Raw genomic sequence first — 22243 nt, 5'->3', positions numbered from 1 at the left:
CTTCTGGTTTCTTGTCCGTTCAGATCACGCTTCGGGGAAGCCCCGTAGGAGATACGATCGTACGGCACCCAACAGACCGTTAAGGATCAACCCCAGCAGCGAGATCGTAATCAGCGGCACGAACATGTCGACGGCCTGGAAGGTCCGGGCCGCCGTGACGAGGGCATGGCCCAGTCCGTCCGTCGACGTAATCATCTCGGCCAGAAACACCACGATGCAGGAAATAACAAGGCCAACCCGGCAGCCCGTCAGGATCGCCGGCATCGCAGCCGGCAAGACAACCTTGAAAAGGATTGCGTAGCGCGGCGTTCCCGCCGCCATAGCCGACCAGATCAGTTTCTGCTCGACGGTCGACGCGCCATAGTAGGTGGACAGCAGAATAGGAAAGAGTGCATCCGCGGCTACCAATGTGATCTTCGACCCGTGGCCGAAACCAAGCAACAATAGCAGCGCAGGATAAAGCGCGACCTTGGGCAACGGCGCCAGAACGCGCACGATCGGACGAACCACGGCGTTGATTGCTGGATTGGCCGCCGCGGCGATACCAATGCTGACGCCAAGCACAACAGCAATCGCAAAACCGGCAAACAACCGGATCAGAGTCGCCGCGATCTCCTGCTGAAAGGTCCACGTCAAAAGCTGCTGGAACAACCGGCTGAAGACGATTCCCGGCGGCGGCAGCAAAACCGCGGGCGCAAGACCGGATGACACGAGGCCCTGCCAGATAGCGATCACCAGCGCGATTGGCGCCAGCCCGAGGATCACTTCTGTTGAGGAAAGGCGCGATGTCATGAGAAGCTCAGCGGCATATCGAACTGGGGTTCAGACCAACGTACAAGCCTTGCCCGGACCCGCTCGAACATCGCGTCGAGGCAGATTCCCATCGCCCCCACGATGATGATCATCGCGTACACGGTGTCGTATTGCCCCATATCGAGTGCATTGAACAGAATGTTGCCGGCGCCGGACTGCCGGGCGATCATCTCGCTGGTAATCATCGTGATCAGCGCCAGCACCAGGCCCGTGCGGCACCCAGTCAAAATCTCCGGGAGAGCGGCAGGCAGCACGATCCGAACGAGGCGCTGTAGGGGTGAGAGTCCCATGGCCGCGCCGGACCACAGCATCTTCTCTTCGACGGCCCTGGCGCCCTCGAAGCTGTGATAGATTACCGGCAGGCTGACACCAAGAAAGATTACCAGCGTCTTCGTGATATCGCCGACCCCGAGCCATAGCATGATGATCGGCATCAAGGCCGCCTTCGGCACCGGGTAAATCACCATCAGAAGCGGATTGAAGAAGGCGGCGACCGCGCGGCTACGCCCCATCAACAGGCCCAGGGGAATCGAAACAAGCACAGCTACGCCGAATCCCATCGCCATGCGACGCAGCGAGGCCAGAATGTTGATCAGCGCTTCCTTGTCGCCAAGGATGTCGGGAATCGCGCGGATCGCCTCGATCGCGGTCGGAAAGCTGTCGTTCTTCAGTACAAGGGACGCCACCTGCCATACGGCCAGCAACCCGATGCAGGCAAACACCGGGGCGGCGCGTCTGACCAGGGCAGCCGGCGACATCATGAAGGTGATCCGGTCTCGTCGCTCTCATCGAACATGCGCTCGATGTCGACGACATATTTCTGGTAGCGCGGATCGAGCAACAACTCGTTGCGACGACGCGGCCGCGGCAGATCGATGTCGATGACCTGCCGAATACGGCCCGGCGATTTTGACATCATCACGACCTTGTCCGACAGGAAGACTGCCTCGTCGACCGAATGGGTGACGAACAACACCGTCTTGCGGTCGCGCTCCCAGATATTCAACAGATCGTTCTGCAAGCGCGTCCGCGTGTGAGCGTCGAGCGCACCGAAGGGCTCATCCATCAGCAGGACTTCGGGGTGATAGGCGAGCGTTCGGGCCAGCGCCACCCGCTGCTTCATGCCTCCAGAGAGTTCCTTGGGGTAGAAATTCTCGTAGCCCTTGAGGCCAACCATTTCGATCAAGGTCCGGCTCTGTGCTTCAGCCTCAACGGCTCGCGCTCCTTGCTGACGAGGCCCGTACATTACGTTGCCCAGCACGGTCTTCCAGGGAAACAGTGCAAACTCCTGGAATACCGGTCCACGATCCGGACCTGGCGCCGTGATCGCCTTGCCCTTCATCTTCGCCGCGCCGCTGCTTGGATTGACGAAACCTCCAACGATGTAAAGCAGAGTCGACTTGCCACAGCCGGACGGACCGAGGATGGAGACGAACGCTCCCTCGTCGATCGTGAGGGAAATATCCGACAACGCCAAATGATCCTTGCGCGCCGAGGTTTGAAAAACCTGCGAGACGCGGTCGATCTCGATGATAGCAGAAGCCGGCTTTTTTGACGTCACCGGTCTCACCCATTCGCTCGATCTCGAAGGCACTACCTTCATCCCGTCTCTCGCTTCACCCGTGCGCGAATATCCCCGCGCAACCGACCAACTGAATGTCCTCCATCAGCACCAAGAGCTTAGCAAGAAACCTGCCAAACGGGTCGTCATTTTCGCGCAAGCATCATGGTTCAATCGAACCACGGCCATTCAGCCGGGCCCTCATGCGTGACGGCTCCGCCCGGCGCCTGACCAACCAGCCGCGCATATTTTGCAAGCGCTCCGGCGCGATGACGAGGCGGCCTCGGCTTCCAATCGCGACGGCGCACTGCAAGTTCCTGTTCGTCAACCAGCAAGTCCATGCGGCGGCCAGCAGCGTCAATCCGGATCTTGTCGCCATCGCGAACAAGCGCCAACGGGCCACCAACAAACGCTTCGGGAGACACATAACCGATGCACATGCCGCGGGTTGCACCGGAGAACCTACCATCCGTGATCAGGGCAACTTTTTCGCCCATGCCCTGCCCATAAATCAGCGCTGTAACGCCGAGCATCTCGCGCATGCCGGGGCCGCCGACCGGTCCTTCATTGCGGATGACCAGCACCTCGCCTGCCTTGTAGCTGCGGTCGCGAACCGCCGAGACACAAGCCTCCTCATCCTCGAATACGCGTGCAACGCCTTCGAAGGACTGGCTCTTGAGGCCTGCAACTTTGATGACCGCACCGTCGGGACAGAGATTTCCCTTCAGCACAGCCACGCCGCCATCGGGCATGATTGGTGAGCGAGCCGCGTAAACAACCTCGCCATCGGGTGCGTTGGCCCCGCCATATTCTTCCGCGAGCGTGCGGCCCGTAATGGCCAGGCAGCTGCCGTCGATATGTCCGCTTTGGATGAGTTCGCGAATCACGACGGCAGCACCGCCGATATCGTAGACATCCTTCGCTGTATATATGCCCCCCGGCCGCAAGTTTCCAATCAGCGGCGTCCTGGCAAAGACCTCGCCGACATCGTCGATCGTGAATGCGATACCGGCCTCGTTCGCGATCGCCGGCAAATGCAGCGCGGCGTTGGTCGAACCACCTGTCGCGGCAACAATGGCCGCGCCGTTCTCCAGGGATTTGCGCGTCACGATGTCGCGCGGCAGCGGGCCGCCGCGCTCCAGCATTTCCATGATCAGCCGACCGGCGCGCCGGGAGATCTGCGCGCGCTCGGCGTAGACACCGGGCACCATCGAGACGTTGGGAATGGTCAATCCCATCGCCTCCGACACCATGCCCATGGTGTTCGCGGTGAACTGGCCGGCGCAAGCTCCAATGGTCGGCAGGCAGGTGCGCTCGATCCGCTCGAGCGTGGCTCCGTCGATTTCACCGGTCATGAAGCTACCAACAGCTTCGTAGGAGTCGAGCACCGTTAGAGTCCGCCCGTCCACACGCCCCGGCAGCGCGCTGCCGCCATAGATGAAGATTGACGGCACGTTGCAGCGAACCATTCCCATCATCACGCCCGGAAGCGTCTTGTCGCATCCGCCGTATCCGATCAGCGCGTCGTAGGCGAGACCGTGGACGACGGCCTCGATAGAGTCGGCGATCAACTCGCGCGAGAAGAGGGAAAACTTCATTCCCTCGTGATTCATGCTGATGCCGTCGGACACCGAGATGGTCGAGAATTCGCGCGGCGTCCCGCCGGCTTCCTCAATCCCGGTCTTGGCCGCCGCCACCTGGAAGTCGTGGGTCATGTTGCAGGGCGTCTGCTCGCCTTTCATGCTGACGACGCCTACCATGGGCTTGGCGATTGCCTCGTCATCCAGGCCCATCGCACGCATGAACGCGCGATGCGGGGCCCGGTCGAGGCCGTCGGTCGTTATCCGTGATCGCAACTTCTTCATACGTGCATCATCTTCATGCAATGTCCCGCACGTGGCGGGACGCTGCGACCTCATCAATTCAACAAGCGATCGCCTACTGAAGAGGCGCGACGATCGTCGGATGCTTGAACTGCGCGACATCCAGCTTCGGGAGCAAACCCGTTTCCGCGTAGATGTCCAGCATCTTCTGGATCGCAGGAAAATTCGGCGCGGCACCGGGATCGCGGCCGAAATCGTTATCCTTGAGGAGATAGGTCTCGAGCACCGGAACAGGCGCTTTCAGCACCTCGGACACCACCTTGAGGGTCTCTTCGCGGTTCGCCAGCGCCTTCTTCATTCCTGATGTGATGTCGCGGACATAGGCCTTGACCAGCTCCGGGTTCTTGTCGACGAAATCGGCGCGGCACGCTTCCAGAATGTGCACGATGTTCGGCATCGCCTGCGACAACGAGAACAGCTTTCGCGTTCCCCCCTTCGCCTCGGCGCGCGCTGCGAACGGTTGGTTCATGTTGACCGCGTCGACCCGGCCCTGACGCAATGCGTCTTCGGAGACGGCAAAACCGACCTCGACCAACTTGATGTCCTTGGCCGGATCGACACCGTTCTGCTTCAGGAGCAGGTTGAATGGCCCTTGCGTGCCGCCACCAATCACGGAAATGCCGACCGTCTTGCCCTTGAGATCGGCAATCGTCTTGATCGGCGAGTCATCCATGACCGCCCAGTACACCGAGAAACCGCCGGGCTTCTCGAAGACGTGTTGCGCCACGATGTAGGCCTTGAGATTGCCGCCAACCACGCCGTTGGCGAGCGACAGCGGCGCCTGCGTGGCGCAGTCCAGCGCACCGGCTGCGAGCGCCTGCGTCATCGGCGCGGTGCCCTGGAATTGGGTCCACTCGATGTTGTAGGTCTTGCCGATATCGGGAAATTCGGCCGGCCTGCGCATCATCCAATATTTGGATTCCTCGGCCGGGATCGTCCAACCGACGCGGATTGTCTGTTGCGCCCGTGAGGGGCTTGCGCCCGCAATCATGGCCGCCGCGGCCCCTATTGCCAGCATCCACCTCGAAACCGCTCGCATCGCGCCCACTCCGTTGCTCCGGCGCCGACCGACGCCACCCAACCCGACCGGCCCAAATGTTTCATGGTTCAAACAATCAAGCAAGCCATGCATGCCGGTCGGTTTCGCTGCGTCAAGCGTTATGTATGGTGCGGCAGCGGTCGCGCACCATTGCGCCGCGACAGAAGGAAGCAACCTATGGCTGATGCGAGCAAGGCAAACCAGCAAGGCGTCGAGAGGCTCGGCTATCTCGGCCTCGGACTGATGGGAACGCCGATGACCCGGCGCCTGCTCGAGGCCGGCCACCAGGTGACCGTCTGGAACCGTTCGGAGGGCAAGGTTGCTCCGCTCGTCGAGGCCGGCGCCAAACGCGCAGCTTCCCCCCGCGACGTTCTGTCGGGATCGGACGTCGTCTTCATGTGCGTGACGGATGCGGCAGCGGTCGAAGAGGTGATTTTCGGATCCGAGGGCATTTCGGCGGCGGCTGGTGCCGGCAAACTCGTGGTCGACTTCTCGTCGATTCATCCGGATTCCGCGCGCAATCTCGCAGCTCGACTGAAAGAGGCGAACAGCGCGGGCTGGATTGATGCACCGGTGTCCGGCGGCACCAAAGGAGCCGAAGAAGGCACGCTTGCCATCATGGCCGGCGGAGAAGCCGCCGACATCGAAAGGGTGCGGCCTTACGTGCTGGCCATGGCACGCAGGTTCACTCACATGGGACCCACCGGTGCCGGCCAGACCACAAAGCTCTGTAACCAAGTCATCGTTGGATGTGCGATGGCCGTCCTTGCAGAGGCAACGCGCCTTGCCGTGAACGCTGGAATTGACGCCAATCGGTTGCCCGAGGCGCTCGCCGGCGGCTTTGCGGATTCGATACCGCTTCAGCTCTTCGTGCCGCGTATGGTCCAGGGCATCCACTCGCCGCCGCTCGGTCACATTGCGACGATGCTCAAGGACCTCGACACGGTTGCAGATGTCGCGCAGGCAACATCAACGCCGGTGCCGATGGCCGCACTCGCGGGCCAGATTTTCAGACTGGCAAAGGCTGCGCGTGGCGCTAACGCGGATGCGCTGGAGATCTACAAGCTCTCAGCGGAAGCCTGAAACTCGCTACGGTGACGTCTTGCTCTCATCGTCACCCAGGAATCGGCCAAACGTCCCTCGCGCAAAAAGCAGCGGCTCTTTCGCGTTGTAAGTATAAGCCTCGACAGCGCCGAGAAAGATCACGTGGTCGCCGCCGTAGTAGCGATTGACGGAGCGGCACTGAAAGTTGGCGACGCTTTCCGCCAGGACCGGAGCGTTGCCGAGGCCAGGGCTCCAGTCGACGTTGGTAAATTTGTCATCGGACGATTTTGCGAATTTGTTCGCGAGCGCCTGCTGCGAAGCACCAAGCACGTTGACGGTGAAATGGCTGGCATTCTGAAACACGGTCAAGCTCGACGAGTAGACAACGAGGCTCCAGAGAACCAGCGGCGGGTTCAGAGAGACCGAAGCGAACGAGTTGCAGGTCAAGCCATAAGGCTTTCCGTCCGGACCTGTAGCCGTAATGATCGTCACACCCGTGGCATAGGTGCCGAGCGCGTTGCGAAAGTCGCGGGGATCGATCGATGAGCTGTCGCTCGCGAATTCGTTCGCTGGATCAGGGACGGCCGGCTGCTTCGGCAGATCATTCATCGGCCGGCCTCACAAGGTGAGATTCTCGGACGGCAGGCCGAGTGCCACGCGTCCATAGTTGGTTCCGGCCGCATCGAAATTGAATGCGAGGTGCGAATTGATTGCGTGCGCATCGCGGAATTGCCGCTGCAATACACCTGTCGTGAACAGGCCACGCGCCCCGCTTGCCGCGAACAGCATCGAAACCGCGTCAGTGCATAGATTGACCGAGAAGGCGCCATCGCGCCGATACCTGGTCTTGGTCGCCATGTCCGGAATGTGACGACGTCGAGCGTCCTCCATGGCAACGATACAGGCCGAGCGCATGATCAAACGTGCAGCATCGATCTTGGCCGAGGCCTCCGCGATCTTGATCTGGGTACTTTGAAAATCACTCAGCTTGGCGCGATTGTAGGTCGATATGCGGTGGCGCGCGACCTCCGCATAATCGTCCAGGCATGCCTGCGCATTCCCGAGTGCGACGCCGGACAAAACGTAGGGAAACAGCGAGAACACAGGCAGCGCGTACAACGGATTGGGATTCACCTTGCTTCCCGGTGTCGGGCCGCCAGCGAGACCTCCCACGGCGACCGTCATATGGTCGGCCACGAAAGCGTCCCTGACTTCTACGTCCGACGACCCCGTGCCACGCAATCCAGTGACGTTCCAGGTATCGAGAATCTTGTAGTCGGCCTTGGGCAACAGAAAGATGCGGTATTCGATGCCATCGGCCTCGTCGTCGGACGAGACGACGCTTGCGAGCATGTTCCAATCACAGGAGGCGACGCCCGATGAGAACGGCCAACTTCCGTGTAGCCGGTATCCCCCCTCGACCTTCCTGGCGCGGCCGGCGGGGAAGATGAACGATGACGCGATCAGTACATCCGGGTCGCTGCCCCAGACCAGATCCTGCGCTCTCTGCGCGAACATACCGAGCATCCAGTGGTGACTCGCCAGATTGGCCAGATTCCAGGCCACGGACGCGTCCGCCTGTCCGAGCAGGTCTGCGCAGTCGATCAGGGCGACGTAGTCTAGCTCGGCGCCGCCGATACGCTTCGGCTGGAGCATCCGGAACAAGCCGGAGTCATGCAGGTCCCGCTCTGTCTCCGGCGGCAGGTGCCGCAACTCTTCGGTCCGGGCCGCCCGCTCCCGCAGTTGCGGCAACAGCGATTGGGCCCTCGCGATCATCGACGCATAGGCGCGATCGCCGGAATCTGTCCCCGCCGACTGACCCGTGCTCGGCTCTTGACCAGGCGCCATTCGTGTCCCTCGTTCTCACACAGTTATGCGGCGGGAACCGCGCCAAATCAAGCTGGTGCAGCGTTAGTTGCGGTTCGTGAAGTGCCGATCACAGTGCGCAACGGTGCTCAGACCGACGTCGCGGCCTTGCGCAGTCCAAAGGCCCCTTTTTCGACCAGCGCCGCAATCCGGCGTTCGTCGTAGCCAAGCGTCTGACGCATGATGCCCTCGGTATGCTCGCCCAATAGCGGCGCGGCCACCGGATCAACCGCTGCTGTCAGACCCATGGTGATTGGCGTTTCGATATTTGGCACCCATTCCGCCGTGCGATGCGGAATCCGGCTTAAACGTTGGCGCTCACGCGCTTCGGGCGCATTAAAACCTTCTTCGACGGTACGGAGATAGCCGACCGGAATGTTGGCCAGCTTCATCTTCGCCATCCAGTTCTCAAGACTATCGCTTGCGAAGATCTCCGCGATGGCCGACCGCAGGAGCTCTTTGTTCTCGGACCGAGCCTTCCGCGTAGCGAACTGCGGATCGGTGATGAGATCTGGTCGGTTCAGCACTTCGACGACCAGGCGCCGATACAACCGGTCGTTGGCGCAGGCCATGTAGAGCGGCCCGTCGGACGCCTCGTAGACGCCGACGGTTGGCGAACCGCTCGGCGAATTGCCGAACCGGCCGGGATTCTCACCATTGATGAGATAGGCCATGCCGTAGAAACCTGTCATACCCATGGCGACATCGAACAAAGCGACTTCGACATGCTGCCCGCGCCCCAGCCGATCCCTAGCCAGCAGAGCAAGCAGGATGGCGTTACAAGCAGACATACCGGTCGCCATGTCGACGATGGGCGGGCCCGTGCGGACGGCCGGACCATCCGCGAACCCGTTGAGCGACATGAAGCCGCTTTCCGCCTGCGTGATGGGATCGAAACCGGGGCGCGAGGCGAAAGGTCCGGTACGTCCATAGGCCGAGATCGAGCAGTAGACCAGCCGCGGATTGAGGGGCGCGACCGCCCCGTAGTCGAGGCCGAATTTCTTCATGACCCCGCTCGAGAAATTCTCCACGACCACATCCGCCTTGCGGATCAGATCCAGCGCGATTTCACGCGCCTCCGGCACGGCAAGGTCGAGCGCGATGCCCTGCTTGTTGCGGTTCAGGCTGAGATAGGCTGCGCTTTCGCCACCGATCTCGGCATGCTCATAGGCGCGCGTGTCGTCGCCGCCATCTGGATTTTCGATCTTGATGACGCGTGCGCCGAAATCGGCGAGCGTCTGTGTGCAGGCGGGCCCCGCCACCACACGCGTGAAATCGACGACCAGCAGGCCATCGAGAGCGGTTGGCCCTCCCGCCGCCCGCGACGGACGTTCCGGCAATTGCGGCTTGGTGGACATCGATAGAGCTCCCTTACATCGGCTTGTGGTCGCCGAATTTCCTGCAAGAACAAACTTAAAGCCCGGCATCACCAACTGCGCAAGGGCCTGATCCAACTCTCTCGCAAAACGCAAAAGGGCCCGGCAGCCATCAGGCTGCCGGGCCAATCCGATCGCGCAATTATTCGTTGCAGAAGTGACGTTCCGCATCACGGGAAACCGGACAATTGCGGACTTATCTGAGCCACTTGCCCGAACCGCGTCCTCCGTAAACGCCTTTGTAGCGCGCGGGTTTCAGCAGCGGCTCGAAAATCTTGGCTGTCGGAATTTTCAGGATGGACATCGGCGCCTCTTCTCAAGTGATGGCGCCAGTGTCCTCGCCGTCAAAATGTTCCGAATGCACGATGATGCGCTCGATCCGGTGGATCAATTCCAGAGCACTGTCCTCCCCGTTCTCGAGCGGCTGTGCTGCCTTGCCCCAGCCGCGATCGAGGATCGCGTTCGCGGCCGAAACGCGGGCGGCCGGCGTTGCATCATCGCTGCGCATGACGCCGACGAGAACGCTGATAGCCGTCTTGGTATGGCTGCGCGCCAGAGAACGAATTTCGGTCAGCGTTCGCGCTTTCGACGTCCTCCTGGCGACAGGCCGGCGCACTGGAGGGCTCCCGTGCTCGCATTCGAGATCATCACTCAAGCAACAATCTCCCACAAGGCAATCGCGATCAGGCCCGCAGTCGCGAGCGATATCAGATACGCCGTCATCGTTTTCTCCATCAAAGCAAGAGTGCGGCAGATCGCGCGACGAGGCGCGATCGTTTCGGGCGCGAACCCTATCCCCGTGTCCGGGGACCGCAGCGGCGCGGAGCGAGGGACTCGCGCCGCGGGCCGGCACGTTCGCGCGTGCTCGGCCAATAAAGGGGTTCGGACGGCGGCGCGCCATTCGGCGCTCCATGTCTTGTGAGTGCGTGGCCATCATGCGTGGCCGCCGTCCGATTCTGGAATCGAGACGAAAAAACCCGCGGCGGAATTGCGTCCCGCGCGGGTGAACCAAACTCGTCTCGATGATATCATTCTGCCGGTGTTTTGCCCGACGAGTCAAACCTTGTGTTCGCGATCCGAGTACGACATGAAAAAGCCCGCCGCGGATTGTCCCGCGCGGGCTGAGCCATACTCGTCTCGATGATGACACTCTGCCAGTGTTTTGCCCGACGAGTCAAACCTTGTATTCGCGATCCGAGTTCGACATGAAAAAGCCCGCCGCGGATTGTCCCGCGCGGACTGAACCAAACTCATCTCGATGATGACACTCTGCCAGTGTTTTGCCCGACGAGTCAAACGCGTCGGAAGGGCGGTCGATAAAATCGTACTGCAGCCGGAATGATGCTCGCCGGCATTCTCACGGTCATTGCAATTTCTTCTTCGACGGCGAGATGAGTTGTGGGACGTCCGGCGGCTCCGCGTCATCAATCTGCTCGACAATTGTTGGCGAATGGTCCGGATGGACGATGACGCGTTCAATCCGATGCAGCAATTCGACGGGAGCCTTGTCGGTGGCTAACGGTTGAACCGGCTTACCCCAACCCCGATCGAGAATCGCGGTTGCGCCGGCCACGCGCGCAAACGGACTTGCTGTTTCTCGATACATGATCACGGCCAGCACATTGATTGCGGCCTCGGTCTTGGCTCTTGCCAACGTTTCGACGTCCGCCAGCGTAGGGGCCATGAAACTTTCGCTCACGGCTTGCTGAACGACGGGGACAGGCGGTTCATTGCCCCTCTTCAATTTTTTCATTTCAAATCCTTTCTAGGAAGGCAATTGCATCTCCGTAAACAAAAAGCCCGCCTCGGATTGCTCCGCGCGGGCTGAACCAAACTCTTTTCGATGGTGGCATTCTGCCAGTGTTTTGCCCGACGAGTCAAACTCTGACTGTAGCCACACCCTTCAGGATCGCCGGTTTGCTTTTTTTCCTATCGGCCGGTTAGAGCCCGTTTTTTTGTAGAGATGCAAGGCCCCCGCCCCGGCGGCGGGGGCTGCGGGCCGCCAAGGTCGCTGTTGCAACCGCTGACGGGACTGATGCAGAATGATGGCATTGCCCCACACCATTTTCTCGGGAGGCACTTACATCATGACCGCATATTTTATCGTGCAAGTTTCGATCACTGATGAAGCACAGTACCAGAAGTACCGCGAGGCCGTCGTTCCGTTCATCGCCAAGTTCGGCGGCAAACTTGCCGCCAGGGGCGCGAAGGTGGAAGTGTTCGAAGGCGAGCACGACACCCGCCCGGTCGTCATGTTCGAATTCCCCTCGATGGAAGCCATCCATGCCTTCTGGGATTCGCCGGACTATCCGGCAATCAAGAAGATTCGCGAGGGCATCGCCACTCTAAACGCTTGGGCATTCCCCGGCGCGTAGCCGTATGACTGTACCGTGACACTCAAGAACCCCGACGCTATTGCGATCATCGTGACAGCCCTCCGGCTTACTCACGGCGACGAATGCGCGCGGGCTATGCTAGTCGACGGCATGAGCTTGGCCACCCTGTTAGATGCGATGTTCTCCGCGCCGATTGCGCGCCGCGATGCCGTTCACAACATCACAGTCGCATTGGACGATTTTGCCATTTCGCCAGACGTCGGCCCGTTGTGGCACCTCAAGTACGTCTACGACGACCAGCCCGGCTCGTTTCGCGTCGCCGACATGGAGATTGCCACGCCAACCGGCACGCTATCCAGTAAAGACGTCTGGCTTCGGCTGCCAGTTTAGCTACTTCAGCGATGCGTGCTGTTCCGTACCGGTCGAAGGCGCTTTGTACTGCGTGACACCAATTGCAGTCGCACCGGCCAGAAGCACACAAGCGTAAAACGCAACGAGCCCCCGCGCCCAGCGCTTACGAGTGATTCTGTCCTCCTCGTTCGTGCTCTTCGTAGGCTCCGCCTCGAACTGGTTCGCGACGTGAGCGCAATCCTCCTGGAAATAATCCATGGGACTAATCTCCTGGCGAAAACTTCGGGAATGATCTGATGCGGATAATTCCACGCTACTTCTTGAGGGGTACAAAATGGTTTCGTCGTGCGCGTTTTGGTTTCGCGCTAATCCGACGCTGGCGCGATATTTGGCAGCGTCACTTACCAACACGGGCTAGCGTCCTAAGCCTACCCACGACCTGCCAGACTGTTGGGGCGATGCTCTTCAGAGTCCGCTTTGGGTCTTGGTCGTGTATGGATCTGTCCAAGCTGCAATACGAAGATTAAGTGCGCATATCACAGCACTCAGGAGCTAATCGCAAAGCCCGCGCTCTAAACGACGGGGAACAGGCTCCCTCGCAACGCCGCGGCCCGGATAACCTGCGAAAGTAACGAAGGTACCTGACCCGAGAAACTGATCGCGTTGACCACCTACTCCTCTGCCAGCTTCCGCTCGATATAAGCGTCCACCGTTTCCGCGAACGAGCGCTGCACGCCGACCCCGGCACCATGCAGGTCCCATGCGTCCTGCTGGAGCACGCGCAGGCCGTTCCGGCGTATGCTGACCGGCGCCATTTGCAGATACTCGTCGATGGCGCCTGTGGCCAAGGGGATCGCTTTCGGATCTCCCCTGGCAATCAGCAAGCGCAGGAAGCTCAGGCAATCGGCCAAGCCCGGCATGGGTTCACTCTCAGTTGCGCGGTGATGTCGGCTTCGGCTTCCTGACGGGCTGGGGGTGCGAACCAAACAACGCCAGGAGCAACGCGACTTCTTCCTTCGAACCAACCTGAATCATGATCGTCTCCTTTTCGCTCCGTTGGTCGGGGCGAACGACGGCGGAGTTCAGGGTGATCTGGTTTCAGGAGTGTTTCAGGACTGTTTCGTCGCCGAATGATCCAGCGTCCGCTGTGGTGTCACAAGCGGCCTCGGCTCTGCAACGCGACGACGCCCGTTCTGGGCCAACAGGCGACTCGGAGGCTTTGCCCTGACATGAAAGAGGCCGCCAATTGGAGCGACCACAACTCGTTCTGTCGCGCCAACTTCGCCATCAGCTCGGGCACGCAACGACGTCCATAAGCTGACGCGAGCTTCCATTCGTTCTCCTCAGGGGACGGAGTTCTGTTTCCTTTCCGAATAGCAGGTGCGCGCGGCGTGAAACCACAATGGATGATCCCACATGTCCGCCATCGTCAACGATTGGATCGCTCAAATTGGTTGAAATGGCTTGGACTAATTGCGTCGGCAGACGGCGGTATGCGAACCTTTGTTGTAAGAGAAGTAAAAGCCTGTCCTTACGGCGAACTTCCCGTCGAAATACCATCCATCTCGAAGTCCATCGCGACTGCGGAGCACTCCGCGATTGCAAAAGCAATATTCGCCGTGAGGCGTGTTCCGCGAACAAGGCCCCGTATTCGGTGCTCCCAGGTACTGGGCTTCCATGAGCGAGGGATCAACAGTTTCACCATGAAAAATGCTTTCACTCATCGCATTTTCATCGACGGGCTGCGTGTAAACGCTGTTGTCTATGAACCCAGGATTTGCGCGAACGTCGGCGGCGAACGAGGGCAAACCGAATGACAACATCAAGAGATACAAGACCGCCTTCATGACAACCTTCTCGTAAATTTTCGACATGGTACACACCTGGCAACACGCTCAGGTTTAACGTGGCGATCATACAACGCAGGTCTCGCCCGGGCCAAGGCCGAAAATGAACAGATCGCCGCCGGATTTCGGCGGGCACGGATCACTTGCGTGGCTTGCCATCCGTGGGCTCTTCCTCAGGGACACCGCATGCCCCAGCAAGGTGGGAATGTCGACATTGGGGCCATAAACCGACCTCAGCTCGGGCACGCAACGACGTCCGCTCCAGCCCCGCTCAGCTGTTCGGCTGCCACCCGATGATCGCGCCCACGAGGCACAGAACCGCGCCGAAGGCCGAGCCGCCCACTTGCATCCAGTACCGGATCGGCATGGTGTCCCGGTAAAACATCTGGCGCGACCATCGCGACCAGTCCAGCCAGTCATCGCTGACGAACTGGATTTTCCCCTCGGCGAAGCCGTACCACGCCTTGCGGGCGCAATAGACGCACGACGCGAGCGCAACGAGGCGATAGCCGAGATCAAGAGCGGGGTTCATGCCAACATCCGTCCATCAGGTGCCGCCTCGATGACCGGGCCGTAGGGCCCATCGATCGGCAAGGCCGCGGCGGCCATGGCCATCGGCCTGCTGGTTTTGGTGTGACGAGACCGGATGCCGGTTCAATTGCGGGAATGATCGCCGCAGCCGTATCCGCAGGCGGGAGTGTCAAACCGGATTTGGCGCCGATCGGTGACGCGCGACACATTCCGATGATGCCATTGTGCCGGTGTTTTGCCCGACGGAGCAAGCTCAATCTCAAGATGCAACGCGGCTGATGGTTCGCTGCGCCACGAGGCGAGGATGCCGTCGCAACCGGGGTCAGAAATTCTCGCCGCGGATCGCGCCATGGCGGTACTTCGCTGCCATCGCGTCGATCATCGTCATCCGGAATCGCCTTTTGCGGTCCCGCCGTCTGATGTATCTTCCCGGCCGAGCCGCCAACGGGGTGTGCCGAAGTCTCGTCAGTCAGTGGCGGCGTTTATGCCCACGGCGGGCATTGTACTCCATCTTTTTCAGATACGGCCGTCGTGACGACCAGCTCGGAACGGCGCGAACGTGAATGAACCCCAGAAGGAGGAATGCCATGCATTTTTGTCTCACCGGGCAATACACACCACGCGCGCTCAACGCCATCCTTGAAAAGCCGACCACCAACCGCGAGGAAGCGGCGAGAAAACTCATCGAGGCGGCCGGCGGAAAGCTGATCTCGATGTACAGCGTCGCGGCCGACGGCCCCGGCGTGCTCGTGATTTTCGATGTGCCCGACCCGAGTGCGGCGCCAGCCATCTCCGGACTGACCGTCACGACGGGCGCGCTTCAGAACGTGAAATTGACGCGGCTCTTCGCGCAGGATGAGATCAAGCAGGTGCGGCAGAACGCCGCCAAGTTGCGCGCGTCCTATAGCCCGCCGGGCAGCTGACGCCTGAACGTCAGCTTGAAGCTCACCCTCGAACGGAGCCCACGGCCAGGGATCAGGTCAGCCTTCCATACGGTAGTTGTCCGGGATTTCCGGGATGGTGGAAGTCCGTAATCTGGTCCTGCCGGGGCTGATAATATTTCCATCCCGTAGGACGATTTCAACCGGCAAGGGGCCGCCGCAAGGCGGCCCCTTTCAATTCCCGGCAGGTGCGCAAAGCAGATAGGGACACGCCGCTTCAATGCGTGTGCCCGGAGGCGAGACGCGTGTCACGTCGGCTGTTCTTGCGGGGATGGGAAACATGAAAGAGGCCGCCAACCAGCGGCCTCTTGCCTCATGCGCTCATCAGCCTGTAGGCGAGAACTGTCGAAAAGACACCCAATCCAACAATGGTGATTTTGAAAACGAGGACGGCGAGCATGCTGTACCTCCCATTTTGCAAATCAGCTGAATCCTACGCCTTGCCAAGCCGCCCGCAAGCAACTACCGATTTTCAGAAGCTAAAGATTCAACCTGAGAGGCACGCCAACACAGTCCGACGGTGGCATGCGGCCGGTGGTTTTACCCGACGCATCAAGCTTTATTCAAATGCACCAGGCCGGATTCGGCGAAACGAAATCTCTCCGCGCCATGCTGGCACACATTCGTTCTGAGGAGAGATGCGCGATGTATTACGTCGCCGCCGGGTTGCTCGGGCTTTCGGGACTGTTCTATTCGGCGGGCCATCACGAGCTCGGCTCGCTCGGCCGGGACGTGTGCAGCTATGGCAGCGCCTTCTGCGACAGCCCGGTGATCGTCTTCGCCGGCGCGGCACTCGCCGGCGCCTGGGGGATGTTCGTCAGCATGAAGTAGGACACCTCCCGGTGTGGAGCGCGGGCCTCCTGCCCGGGCGCACAGAGGACCTGCGCCGCGTCGCGGCTATTTCGAAAGCTCCTTGCGGACGGCTGCGGCAGAATTGCCGACCTTGTCGACGGCCTTTTGCAGCTGCTCCCTGGACACGCCGAGCGCGTGGGTCCAGTGCTTGACCTCGTAAGCCTCATGCATGTTGATCTTGCTGCGGTCCGGCTGTTCGCGCTTCGTCAGGTTGTCCATCGATGAGTCCCTCGTTCTCGACACGGGGAAACGCCGTCACGGAAAAGCTGTTCCTGGACGCGTGGGGCTTCGGACAAACACTTCGCTGGTGTCCATGCGCACGTTGCGAACGGCACGGCACGCATCCTGGCTCGGTCGACAAAGCCGTCCCTACAATTTAAACGTGCCATTCGCAAGGGCTTCGCGCATCGTCGCGAGCGGACCGGTCACGCGCCTGTTTTAAAGGGGGGCTAGACAACGGCAAAGGAAGCGCCCGCCGCCGGTGACGGCGCGAGCTTGGAAGGAACTTTTCGGCTATCGTCGCGCTTAGGATTCGAATTCGCAATTCCGGAAGGTCAGCCCTGTCGAACCGATCGAAACGCGCCCCCTCGAAGCATGACACCGTCGTCGCACCGACGAAGTCAGCGCCGACGCTGCTGCAAAGGCTGGGGCCAGGCCTCATTACCGGCGCTGCCGACGACGATCCGTCGGGCATCGCCACCTATTCGCAGGCCGGCGCGCAATTCGGCTATGGGCTGCTCTGGACGGTCTTCCTCACCACACCGTTCATGATCGCCATTCAGCTGGTGAGTGCGCAGATCGGCCGGGTCACCGGCAAGGGGCTGGCTGCCAATGTGATGGAGCTTGCGCCGCGCTGGCTGGTGCTGGGGCTCGTGGCGCTGCTCGTTGCCGCCAACACCTTCAATATCGCCGCCGACATCGCCGCGATGGCGGAAGCACTGTCGCTGGTCATCGGCGGGCTCAACCACGAGCATGCGCTGATCTTCGCGGCCGGCTCGACCATCCTCCAGGTCTTCCTGCCCTATCGCCGCTATGCGCCGGTGCTGAAATTCCTGACGCTGACGCTGTTCGCCTATGTCGCGACCGCCTTCACCGTGGAAATTCCCTGGGGCACGGCGATGCTCGCCGCGGTGTGGCCGAAGGCGACCGTCAACGCCGATTATTTCATGATGGTGGTCGCTGTGCTCGGCACCACCATCAGCCCGTATCTCTTCTTCTGGCAGGCTTCCCAGGAAGTCGAGGAGATGAACCAGGGCAAGCGCGACCGGCCGCTGCGCGAGGAGACACAGCGCGGCGGAGATCCCGAACTCGCGCGCATCAAGGTCGACACCACGCTCGGCATGCTGCTGTCGAACGGCATTGCCTTCTTCATCATCCTGACCACGGCCGCCGTGCTGAACGCCAACGGCGTCACCAAGATCAATTCGGCGACGGAGGCGGCCGAAGCACTGCGGCCGCTCGCCGGCGATTTCACCTTCGCGCTGTTCGCGCTCGGCATCATCGGCACGGGGCTGCTGGCAATCCCGGTGCTGGCGGGTTCGGCGGCTTACGGCGTTGCGGAAATTTTCGGCTGGCGCGCCACGCTGGAGGCAAGGCCCGAGAAGGCGGTCGGCTTCTACACCATCATCGCGGCCGCAACCATCATCGGCTTCGGCCTCGGCTTCACCGGCATCAGCGCGATCCACATGCTGGTGTGGAGCGCCGTGCTCAACGGCATCGTCGCCGTCCCGATCATGGCGATGATGATGCTGATCGTCTCGAACAAGAAGGTCATGGGCCGCTTCAAGGCGCGGTCATGGCTCGTCGCGCTGGGATGGCTCGGCACCGCGCTGATGGCGCTGGCCGTCCTCGCGCTGTTCGGCTCGGTCGTGATCGGCTGATCAGGCCGGCGACAGCGCCGCCGAAATCTGCGACGCGACGACGAAGGCCGCGAACACAGCGGGCACGCTGACGAAGCGCAAGAACTGGTCTACCGAAAGCATCGCTGTCCTCCCCCAAAGACAATAGTACCCAAGCCCGCCGCGCCTATTTCACCCCATGCGCGACGTGCTGATCGGCCGTCAGAAGCTGATCGGAAATGGCCGCCCCACTCATCGTGAGCAGCGCCAGAATCCAGATCATCGCCATGAATTTCATGGCCGCAGCGTCGGTTCCGATTGTGGCCAAAAACGTCAGGCCGCGGTGCAATTTCGCGACGATCCCGGGCAAGATCATGGCAAATTTTAAAATCCCGCCGCCCAAACGCCCGGAAATGCGCGCCGGGCGCCTCCTTCGCGGACTTCACGCCGGCCTGTCGCTAGCATAACAGTTGCAGCTGGGGCCGGACCTACGACCGGACCACAAGAGCAATAAACGCCCGAGCGGGCGACAGGGAGCGACATGACAAACTCGTCAAAAGCAACAAGTCTCGAGATCCTCGCCTGCGACGCCGGCTGGAGAAACTACCACTTCGTCAAGCTGACGACGGAAGACGGCATCGTCGGCTGGAGCGAATTCGACGAGGGCTTTGGCTCGCCCGGCGTCGGCGCTGCAATCCAGCGCCTCTCAGCCCGCGTCATCGGGCAGAACGTCTTCCAGCACGAGCGCATCTACCCCGAGCTATTCGCCGCCACCCGCCCTGCCGCGGGCGGCGTAGTGGCGCAGGCGCTCGGCGCGATCGAGAATGCGTTGCTCGATGCCAAGGCCAAGTGTCTCGGCGTGCCCTGCTACGAACTGCTCGGCGGCAAGATCCGCGATCGCGTCCGGGTCTACTGGTCGCATTGCGCGACGTGGCGGATCAATCATCCCTCCTGGTACAAGCCGCCGATCGAGGACCTCGACGGCGTCAAGGCGATGGGACGCGAGGTGCGCGAGAAGAAGTTTACCGCGCTCAAGACCAACATCTTCTCCTATGACGACGGCAAGCCGACCGGCTGGCGGCCCGGCTTCGGTTCGCCCTTCGCGCCCGAGATCAATGTCGACCGGAAAATCCTGCGCGACCTGCGCACGCATCTGGAAGCAATCCGCGACGGCGCAGGTCCCGACGTCGACATCCTGCTCGACTGCAATTTCAACGCCAAGACCGAAGGCTATCTGAAAATCCTGCGCACCATTGCCGACCTCGACATGTTCTGGATCGAGATCGACAGCTTCAATCCCGAAGCGCTCGGCTATATCCGAAGACAGAGCCCGCATCCGATCTCGTCCTGCGAGACGCTATTGGGCCTGCGCGAGTTCCTGCCATATTTCCGCGAACAAGCAATGGACGTCGCGATCATCGATACGCCGTGGAACGGCGTTTGGCAGTCCATGAAGATCGCATCAGCAGCGGAAGCGTTCGAGGTCAATGTCGCACCGCATAATTTCTATGGCCATCTCTGCTCGATGATGAACGCGCATTTCTGCGCTGCCGTGCCGAACTTGCGCATCATGGAGATCGACATCGACCGCCTCGCCTGGGACCGCGAGCTGTTCACGCATGAGCCGCAAATCCAGAATGGCCATCTGGTCATTCCCGACCGTCCCGGCTGGGGCACCGAGCCGAACGAGGAAGCCCTTCGCGCGCATCCGCCCAAGGCGAGCGGCGGGCTTCTCAACTATGGCCGCAAGAACTGAAGTCTTACGGCGTCACGGGATTAACGGTCGGGGACGTCGTTGGCCCCGGCCGCTCCGGCTCTACCGGCGACTTCGGTTCAGTTGGTAGCACCTTGGCGCCTACAGCTCGCGCCGCGTCGCCCGTCGTCGCATACATTGCGACATGAGCCGGTTGCGCCTTGGCCCGGCTCCATGGCCCGTGATCGACGATCAGCATCGCAGCAATCGTCATGCCGGCCACGATCAGCGCGATCACCCCGGGATGGCGAAGCGCTATGGAAATGGAGTTCGCGAAACGATCTGTGGTCATCGAAGAATCCATACTTTTTCCTCTCGCGGGTTAACTCAACTGTGCCCCCACGAGTTCCGTTTTTGCTCAAGCAAGTTCCGAGCCAATGCGCGGAACTTGAGGCCTGCAACCTCAATGCTTCACGTCAGGGCGCGCATCGCCGACGAACCTGTCGCGGTTCGGCATTCTGATGGCCGCAAGCGATTTCGCATCCAGCGTCGCGTCAGCTGCGACCAATCCGTTCAAGCTCAGGATGTAGGCCGACACTGCGTACACGTCCTCATTGCTCAACGACTGCGGCGCGTTCTGCGGCATGGCGCGACGAATATAGTCGAACAGCGTCGTCGCATAAGGCCAGTAGCTGCCGACAGTGCGGATCGGCTTGGGTGTGCCGATCGTACCCTGCCCACCGACGAGACGATCGCCGACGCCGCCCTCGCCCTTCTCGCCATGGCAAGAAGCGCATTGCTGCGCGAACACATCGCGTCCCTGACCGACCGAGCCGCGGCCTTCAGGCAAATTGCTGCCATCGCGCCCGACATCAATATTCCAGCCAGCGATCTCCGCAGCCGTCGCCGACCGTCCGATGCCGTAAGGGCCCTGCGCCTGTGCACCACCCGCCCAGGTCCACAGCAGGATCGCGATGGCGATACCGCAAGTCTCACGCAAGCGCATTGGTCACCTCGCCGTCGGCCGCGATGTGCCAGGGCCAAATCGCGTTGTTGTGGTAGAAGTAGTTCTCACCACGTACCGCAAGCAACTCGGCGAGCGTCGGCTGCACGTAGCCGGTCTCATCAATCGCGCGGCTCTGGATCACTACGGGCTTGCCGTCCCATCGCCAAGGCAGGAGGAAGCGCGTGAGGGCGCGTGTCAGCACCGGCTCCTGCAGCCGCGCCTCCTGCCAGATCTTGCCGTCATCGACGGACACCTCGACACGCGCGATTTTGCCATGTCCGCTCCAAGCAATCCCGCTGATCTCTTGGAAGCCGGGCGCGCTCAGACGCTGGCCGCCCGACGGACGCGTGATGATCGACTTCGCCTCCATGTAGAAAGAAAACTCGCGCGCAGTCCCGTCCGGCAGAAGGTCGGTATATTTCGAGGTCTCTTCGCGCGAGTACGCGGGTTCCGCCGCCACGTGCAGGCGCCGCAGCCACTTCACGCTCATATTGCCTTCGAAGCCTGGCAGGAACAGCCGCAGCGGATATCCCTGCTGCGGCCGTAGTCGCTCGCCGTTCTGACTGTAGACCAGCATCGCGTCATCGAGACATTTTTCGATCGGAATGCTGCGGGTCAGCGCGGCAGCGTCGGCGCCTTCCGCAACGACCCATTTGGCATCCGGCTTTAGCCCGGCCTCCTGGAGCACCAGCTTCAGACTCACGCCCGTCCATTCGGCACAGCTCACCAAGCCCACGAGATCCGATGCTGTCTTGCCATAGGGCCTGCTGTAGCCTGGGTTGCCCGAACACTCGAGAAAGTGGATGCGCGATTCCGACGGGAAACGCCGCAGATCATCCACGGTGAGGATCAGGGGACGCTCGACGAGGCCGTGCAGCATCAGCCGGTGTTGCGCCGGGTCGATGGTCGGAACGCCGCCATGATGCCGCTCGTAGAACAGGCCGTTCGGCGTGATGATGCCATCGAGCTCCTGCAATGGCGTCCGGCTGGACGCGGAAATGTACTGCTTGAGGGTCTTCGAGATGTTTTTGACGACGCCCTGCTCGAACGGCGACGGCGTGCCATAGGGCTGGCTTCCCATCGGCTCGCCCGGCGTCTTCATCCAGTCGGGAACGTTAGGCGGAAGATTGTCCGCTTCTGCGGCAGCAGCTGTATTGGCACCCAGAACGGCGCCGCCCGCCACTGCAGCGCCGCTTCGCAGAAAGCCTCGTCGTGTGGTCCTGAAGGATTTTTGGTCGGCGTCGATTCTGCTGCTCATTACGAACC

At 61.2% G+C, this 22243-nt stretch carries 27 protein-coding genes and 1 pseudogene; 8 read left to right on the top strand and 20 right to left on the bottom strand.

Translation table 11 applies throughout. The features are described 5' to 3' along the window. Positions 1-24: 24 nt before the first annotated feature. The 5 genes from ACPPVR_RS13400 to ACPPVR_RS13380 form a co-directional block, all read right to left on the bottom strand. Positions 25-792: an ABC transporter permease gene (locus tag ACPPVR_RS13400; RefSeq protein WP_426614677.1), complete on the bottom strand. Its 768-nt coding sequence runs from the start codon at positions 790-792 to the stop codon at positions 25-27. Further along, complete coding sequence (locus ACPPVR_RS13395; protein ID WP_426614676.1) at positions 789-1574, bottom strand: ABC transporter permease; 786 nt, start codon at positions 1572-1574, stop codon at positions 789-791. Before ACPPVR_RS13395 ends, ACPPVR_RS13400 begins: the two co-directional genes overlap by 4 nt. Beyond that, positions 1571-2416 (bottom strand): ABC transporter ATP-binding protein, encoded by an 846-nt coding sequence (locus ACPPVR_RS13390; protein ID WP_426614675.1) that lies wholly within the window; start codon positions 2414-2416, stop codon positions 1571-1573. The genes ACPPVR_RS13395 and ACPPVR_RS13390 overlap by 4 nt, the downstream gene beginning before the upstream one ends. 128 nt (positions 2417-2544) lie before the next feature. Beyond that, a complete protein-coding gene (gene ilvD, locus ACPPVR_RS13385) occupies positions 2545-4239 on the bottom strand; it encodes a dihydroxy-acid dehydratase (RefSeq protein ID WP_426616097.1) in 1695 nt (564 codons plus the stop codon). 73 nt (positions 4240-4312) lie between these two features. Next, complete coding sequence (locus tag ACPPVR_RS13380) at positions 4313-5296, bottom strand: ABC transporter substrate-binding protein (protein ID WP_426614674.1); 984 nt, start codon at positions 5294-5296, stop codon at positions 4313-4315. Positions 5297-5473: 177 nt separating this feature from the next. On the opposite strand from ACPPVR_RS13380, the gene ACPPVR_RS13375 reads away from it, so the two are divergent. Beyond that, entirely contained in the window at positions 5474-6379 is a 906-nt protein-coding gene (locus ACPPVR_RS13375) for an NAD(P)-dependent oxidoreductase (RefSeq protein ID WP_426614673.1), read from the top strand. 6 nt (positions 6380-6385) lie between these two features. Here the strand turns inward: ACPPVR_RS13375 and ACPPVR_RS13370 are convergent, their stop codons facing one another. The 6 genes and pseudogenes from ACPPVR_RS13370 to ACPPVR_RS13345 form a co-directional block, all read right to left on the bottom strand. Then, positions 6386-6949, bottom strand: coding sequence for a flavin reductase family protein (locus ACPPVR_RS13370; protein WP_426614672.1), 564 nt, complete (start codon positions 6947-6949; stop codon positions 6386-6388). 9 nt (positions 6950-6958) lie between these two features. Continuing rightward, on the bottom strand, positions 6959-8188 hold the full coding sequence (locus ACPPVR_RS13365) for an acyl-CoA dehydrogenase family protein (RefSeq protein ID WP_426614671.1): 1230 nt from the start codon (positions 8186-8188) through the stop codon (positions 6959-6961). A 107-nt stretch (positions 8189-8295) separates the two neighbouring features. Next, positions 8296-9564, bottom strand: a complete 1269-nt coding sequence (locus tag ACPPVR_RS13360) for a CaiB/BaiF CoA transferase family protein (RefSeq protein ID WP_426614670.1) — start codon at positions 9562-9564, stop codon at positions 8296-8298. Positions 9565-9790: 226 nt separating this feature from the next. Beyond that, positions 9791-9886, bottom strand: a pseudogene (locus tag ACPPVR_RS13355) (PBSX family phage terminase large subunit); the annotation flags it as partial. A 12-nt stretch (positions 9887-9898) separates the two neighbouring features. Beyond that, positions 9899-10198, bottom strand: a complete 300-nt coding sequence (locus ACPPVR_RS13350) for a hypothetical protein (RefSeq protein WP_426614669.1) — start codon at positions 10196-10198, stop codon at positions 9899-9901. Positions 10199-10945: 747 nt separating this feature from the next. Continuing rightward, on the bottom strand, positions 10946-11335 hold the full coding sequence (locus ACPPVR_RS13345) for a hypothetical protein (protein ID WP_426614668.1): 390 nt from the start codon (positions 11333-11335) through the stop codon (positions 10946-10948). Positions 11336-11624: 289 nt separating this feature from the next. On the opposite strand from ACPPVR_RS13345, the gene ACPPVR_RS13340 reads away from it, so the two are divergent. Both ACPPVR_RS13340 and ACPPVR_RS13335 read left to right on the top strand, forming a co-directional pair. Then, positions 11625-11957 (top strand): DUF1330 domain-containing protein, encoded by a 333-nt coding sequence (locus ACPPVR_RS13340; protein ID WP_426614667.1) that lies wholly within the window; start codon positions 11625-11627, stop codon positions 11955-11957. 15 nt (positions 11958-11972) lie between these two features. Then, entirely contained in the window at positions 11973-12308 is a 336-nt protein-coding gene (locus ACPPVR_RS13335; RefSeq protein WP_426614666.1) for a hypothetical protein, read from the top strand. Here the strand turns inward: ACPPVR_RS13335 and ACPPVR_RS13330 are convergent, their stop codons facing one another. The 4 genes from ACPPVR_RS13330 to ACPPVR_RS13315 all read right to left on the bottom strand — a co-directional run bounded on the left by ACPPVR_RS13330 (position 12309) and on the right by ACPPVR_RS13315 (position 14648). Further along, entirely contained in the window at positions 12309-12527 is a 219-nt protein-coding gene (locus ACPPVR_RS13330; RefSeq protein ID WP_426614665.1) for a hypothetical protein, read from the bottom strand. Between the two features lie 413 nt (positions 12528-12940). Continuing rightward, on the bottom strand, positions 12941-13189 hold the full coding sequence (locus ACPPVR_RS13325; RefSeq protein WP_426614664.1) for a hypothetical protein: 249 nt from the start codon (positions 13187-13189) through the stop codon (positions 12941-12943). Between the two features lie 549 nt (positions 13190-13738). Beyond that, entirely contained in the window at positions 13739-14143 is a 405-nt protein-coding gene (locus tag ACPPVR_RS13320) for a hypothetical protein (protein ID WP_426614663.1), read from the bottom strand. A 244-nt stretch (positions 14144-14387) separates the two neighbouring features. After that, positions 14388-14648, bottom strand: coding sequence for a hypothetical protein (locus tag ACPPVR_RS13315; protein ID WP_426614662.1), 261 nt, complete (start codon positions 14646-14648; stop codon positions 14388-14390). 586 nt (positions 14649-15234) lie between these two features. Between ACPPVR_RS13315 and ACPPVR_RS13310 the strand changes: the two genes are divergently transcribed. The 3 genes from ACPPVR_RS13310 (at position 15235) to ACPPVR_RS13300 (ending at position 16419) form a co-directional block, all read left to right on the top strand. Continuing rightward, entirely contained in the window at positions 15235-15570 is a 336-nt protein-coding gene (locus tag ACPPVR_RS13310; RefSeq protein WP_426614661.1) for a GYD domain-containing protein, read from the top strand. A gap of 298 nt (positions 15571-15868) precedes the next feature. Further along, entirely contained in the window at positions 15869-16018 is a 150-nt protein-coding gene (locus ACPPVR_RS13305) for a hypothetical protein (protein WP_426614660.1), read from the top strand. A 215-nt stretch (positions 16019-16233) separates the two neighbouring features. Further along, positions 16234-16419, top strand: coding sequence for a hypothetical protein (locus ACPPVR_RS13300; protein ID WP_426614659.1), 186 nt, complete (start codon positions 16234-16236; stop codon positions 16417-16419). A 66-nt stretch (positions 16420-16485) separates the two neighbouring features. Here the strand turns inward: ACPPVR_RS13300 and ACPPVR_RS13295 are convergent, their stop codons facing one another. Then, a complete protein-coding gene (locus tag ACPPVR_RS13295; RefSeq protein WP_426614658.1) occupies positions 16486-16659 on the bottom strand; it encodes a DUF3606 domain-containing protein in 174 nt (57 codons plus the stop codon). 341 nt (positions 16660-17000) lie between these two features. On the opposite strand from ACPPVR_RS13295, the gene ACPPVR_RS13290 reads away from it, so the two are divergent. Next, positions 17001-18320, top strand: a complete 1320-nt coding sequence (locus tag ACPPVR_RS13290; RefSeq protein ID WP_426616096.1) for an NRAMP family divalent metal transporter — start codon at positions 17001-17003, stop codon at positions 18318-18320. Positions 18321-18465: 145 nt separating this feature from the next. Here ACPPVR_RS13290 and ACPPVR_RS13285 read toward each other — a convergent pair whose 3' ends face one another. Further along, positions 18466-18654: a hypothetical protein gene (locus ACPPVR_RS13285; RefSeq protein WP_426614657.1), complete on the bottom strand. Its 189-nt coding sequence runs from the start codon at positions 18652-18654 to the stop codon at positions 18466-18468. 165 nt (positions 18655-18819) lie between these two features. Between ACPPVR_RS13285 and ACPPVR_RS13280 the strand changes: the two genes are divergently transcribed. Next, the gene (locus ACPPVR_RS13280) at positions 18820-20034 is read left to right on the top strand and encodes a mandelate racemase/muconate lactonizing enzyme family protein (protein WP_426614656.1); all 1215 of its coding nucleotides are present in this window, start codon (positions 18820-18822) and stop codon (positions 20032-20034) included. 4 nt (positions 20035-20038) lie between these two features. On the opposite strand, the gene ACPPVR_RS13275 is transcribed toward ACPPVR_RS13280, so the two are convergent. The 3 genes from ACPPVR_RS13275 to soxC all read right to left on the bottom strand — a co-directional run bounded on the left by ACPPVR_RS13275 (position 20039) and on the right by soxC (position 22235). Beyond that, complete coding sequence (locus ACPPVR_RS13275) at positions 20039-20323, bottom strand: hypothetical protein (RefSeq protein WP_426614655.1); 285 nt, start codon at positions 20321-20323, stop codon at positions 20039-20041. 111 nt (positions 20324-20434) lie between these two features. After that, on the bottom strand, positions 20435-20977 hold the full coding sequence (locus ACPPVR_RS13270) for a c-type cytochrome (protein WP_426614654.1): 543 nt from the start codon (positions 20975-20977) through the stop codon (positions 20435-20437). Then, positions 20964-22235, bottom strand: a complete 1272-nt coding sequence (gene soxC / locus ACPPVR_RS13265; protein WP_426614653.1) for a sulfite dehydrogenase — start codon at positions 22233-22235, stop codon at positions 20964-20966. Before soxC ends, ACPPVR_RS13270 begins: the two co-directional genes overlap by 14 nt. Positions 22236-22243 lie beyond the last annotated feature (8 nt).

Origin of the sequence: Bradyrhizobium sp. McL0616, from assembly GCF_049993385.1 — a bacterium.
GTDB lineage: Bacteria > Pseudomonadota > Alphaproteobacteria > Rhizobiales > Xanthobacteraceae > Bradyrhizobium.
Note: the sequence above shows the minus strand (reverse complement) of the source record. Positions and strands in the feature narration are given on the sequence as shown.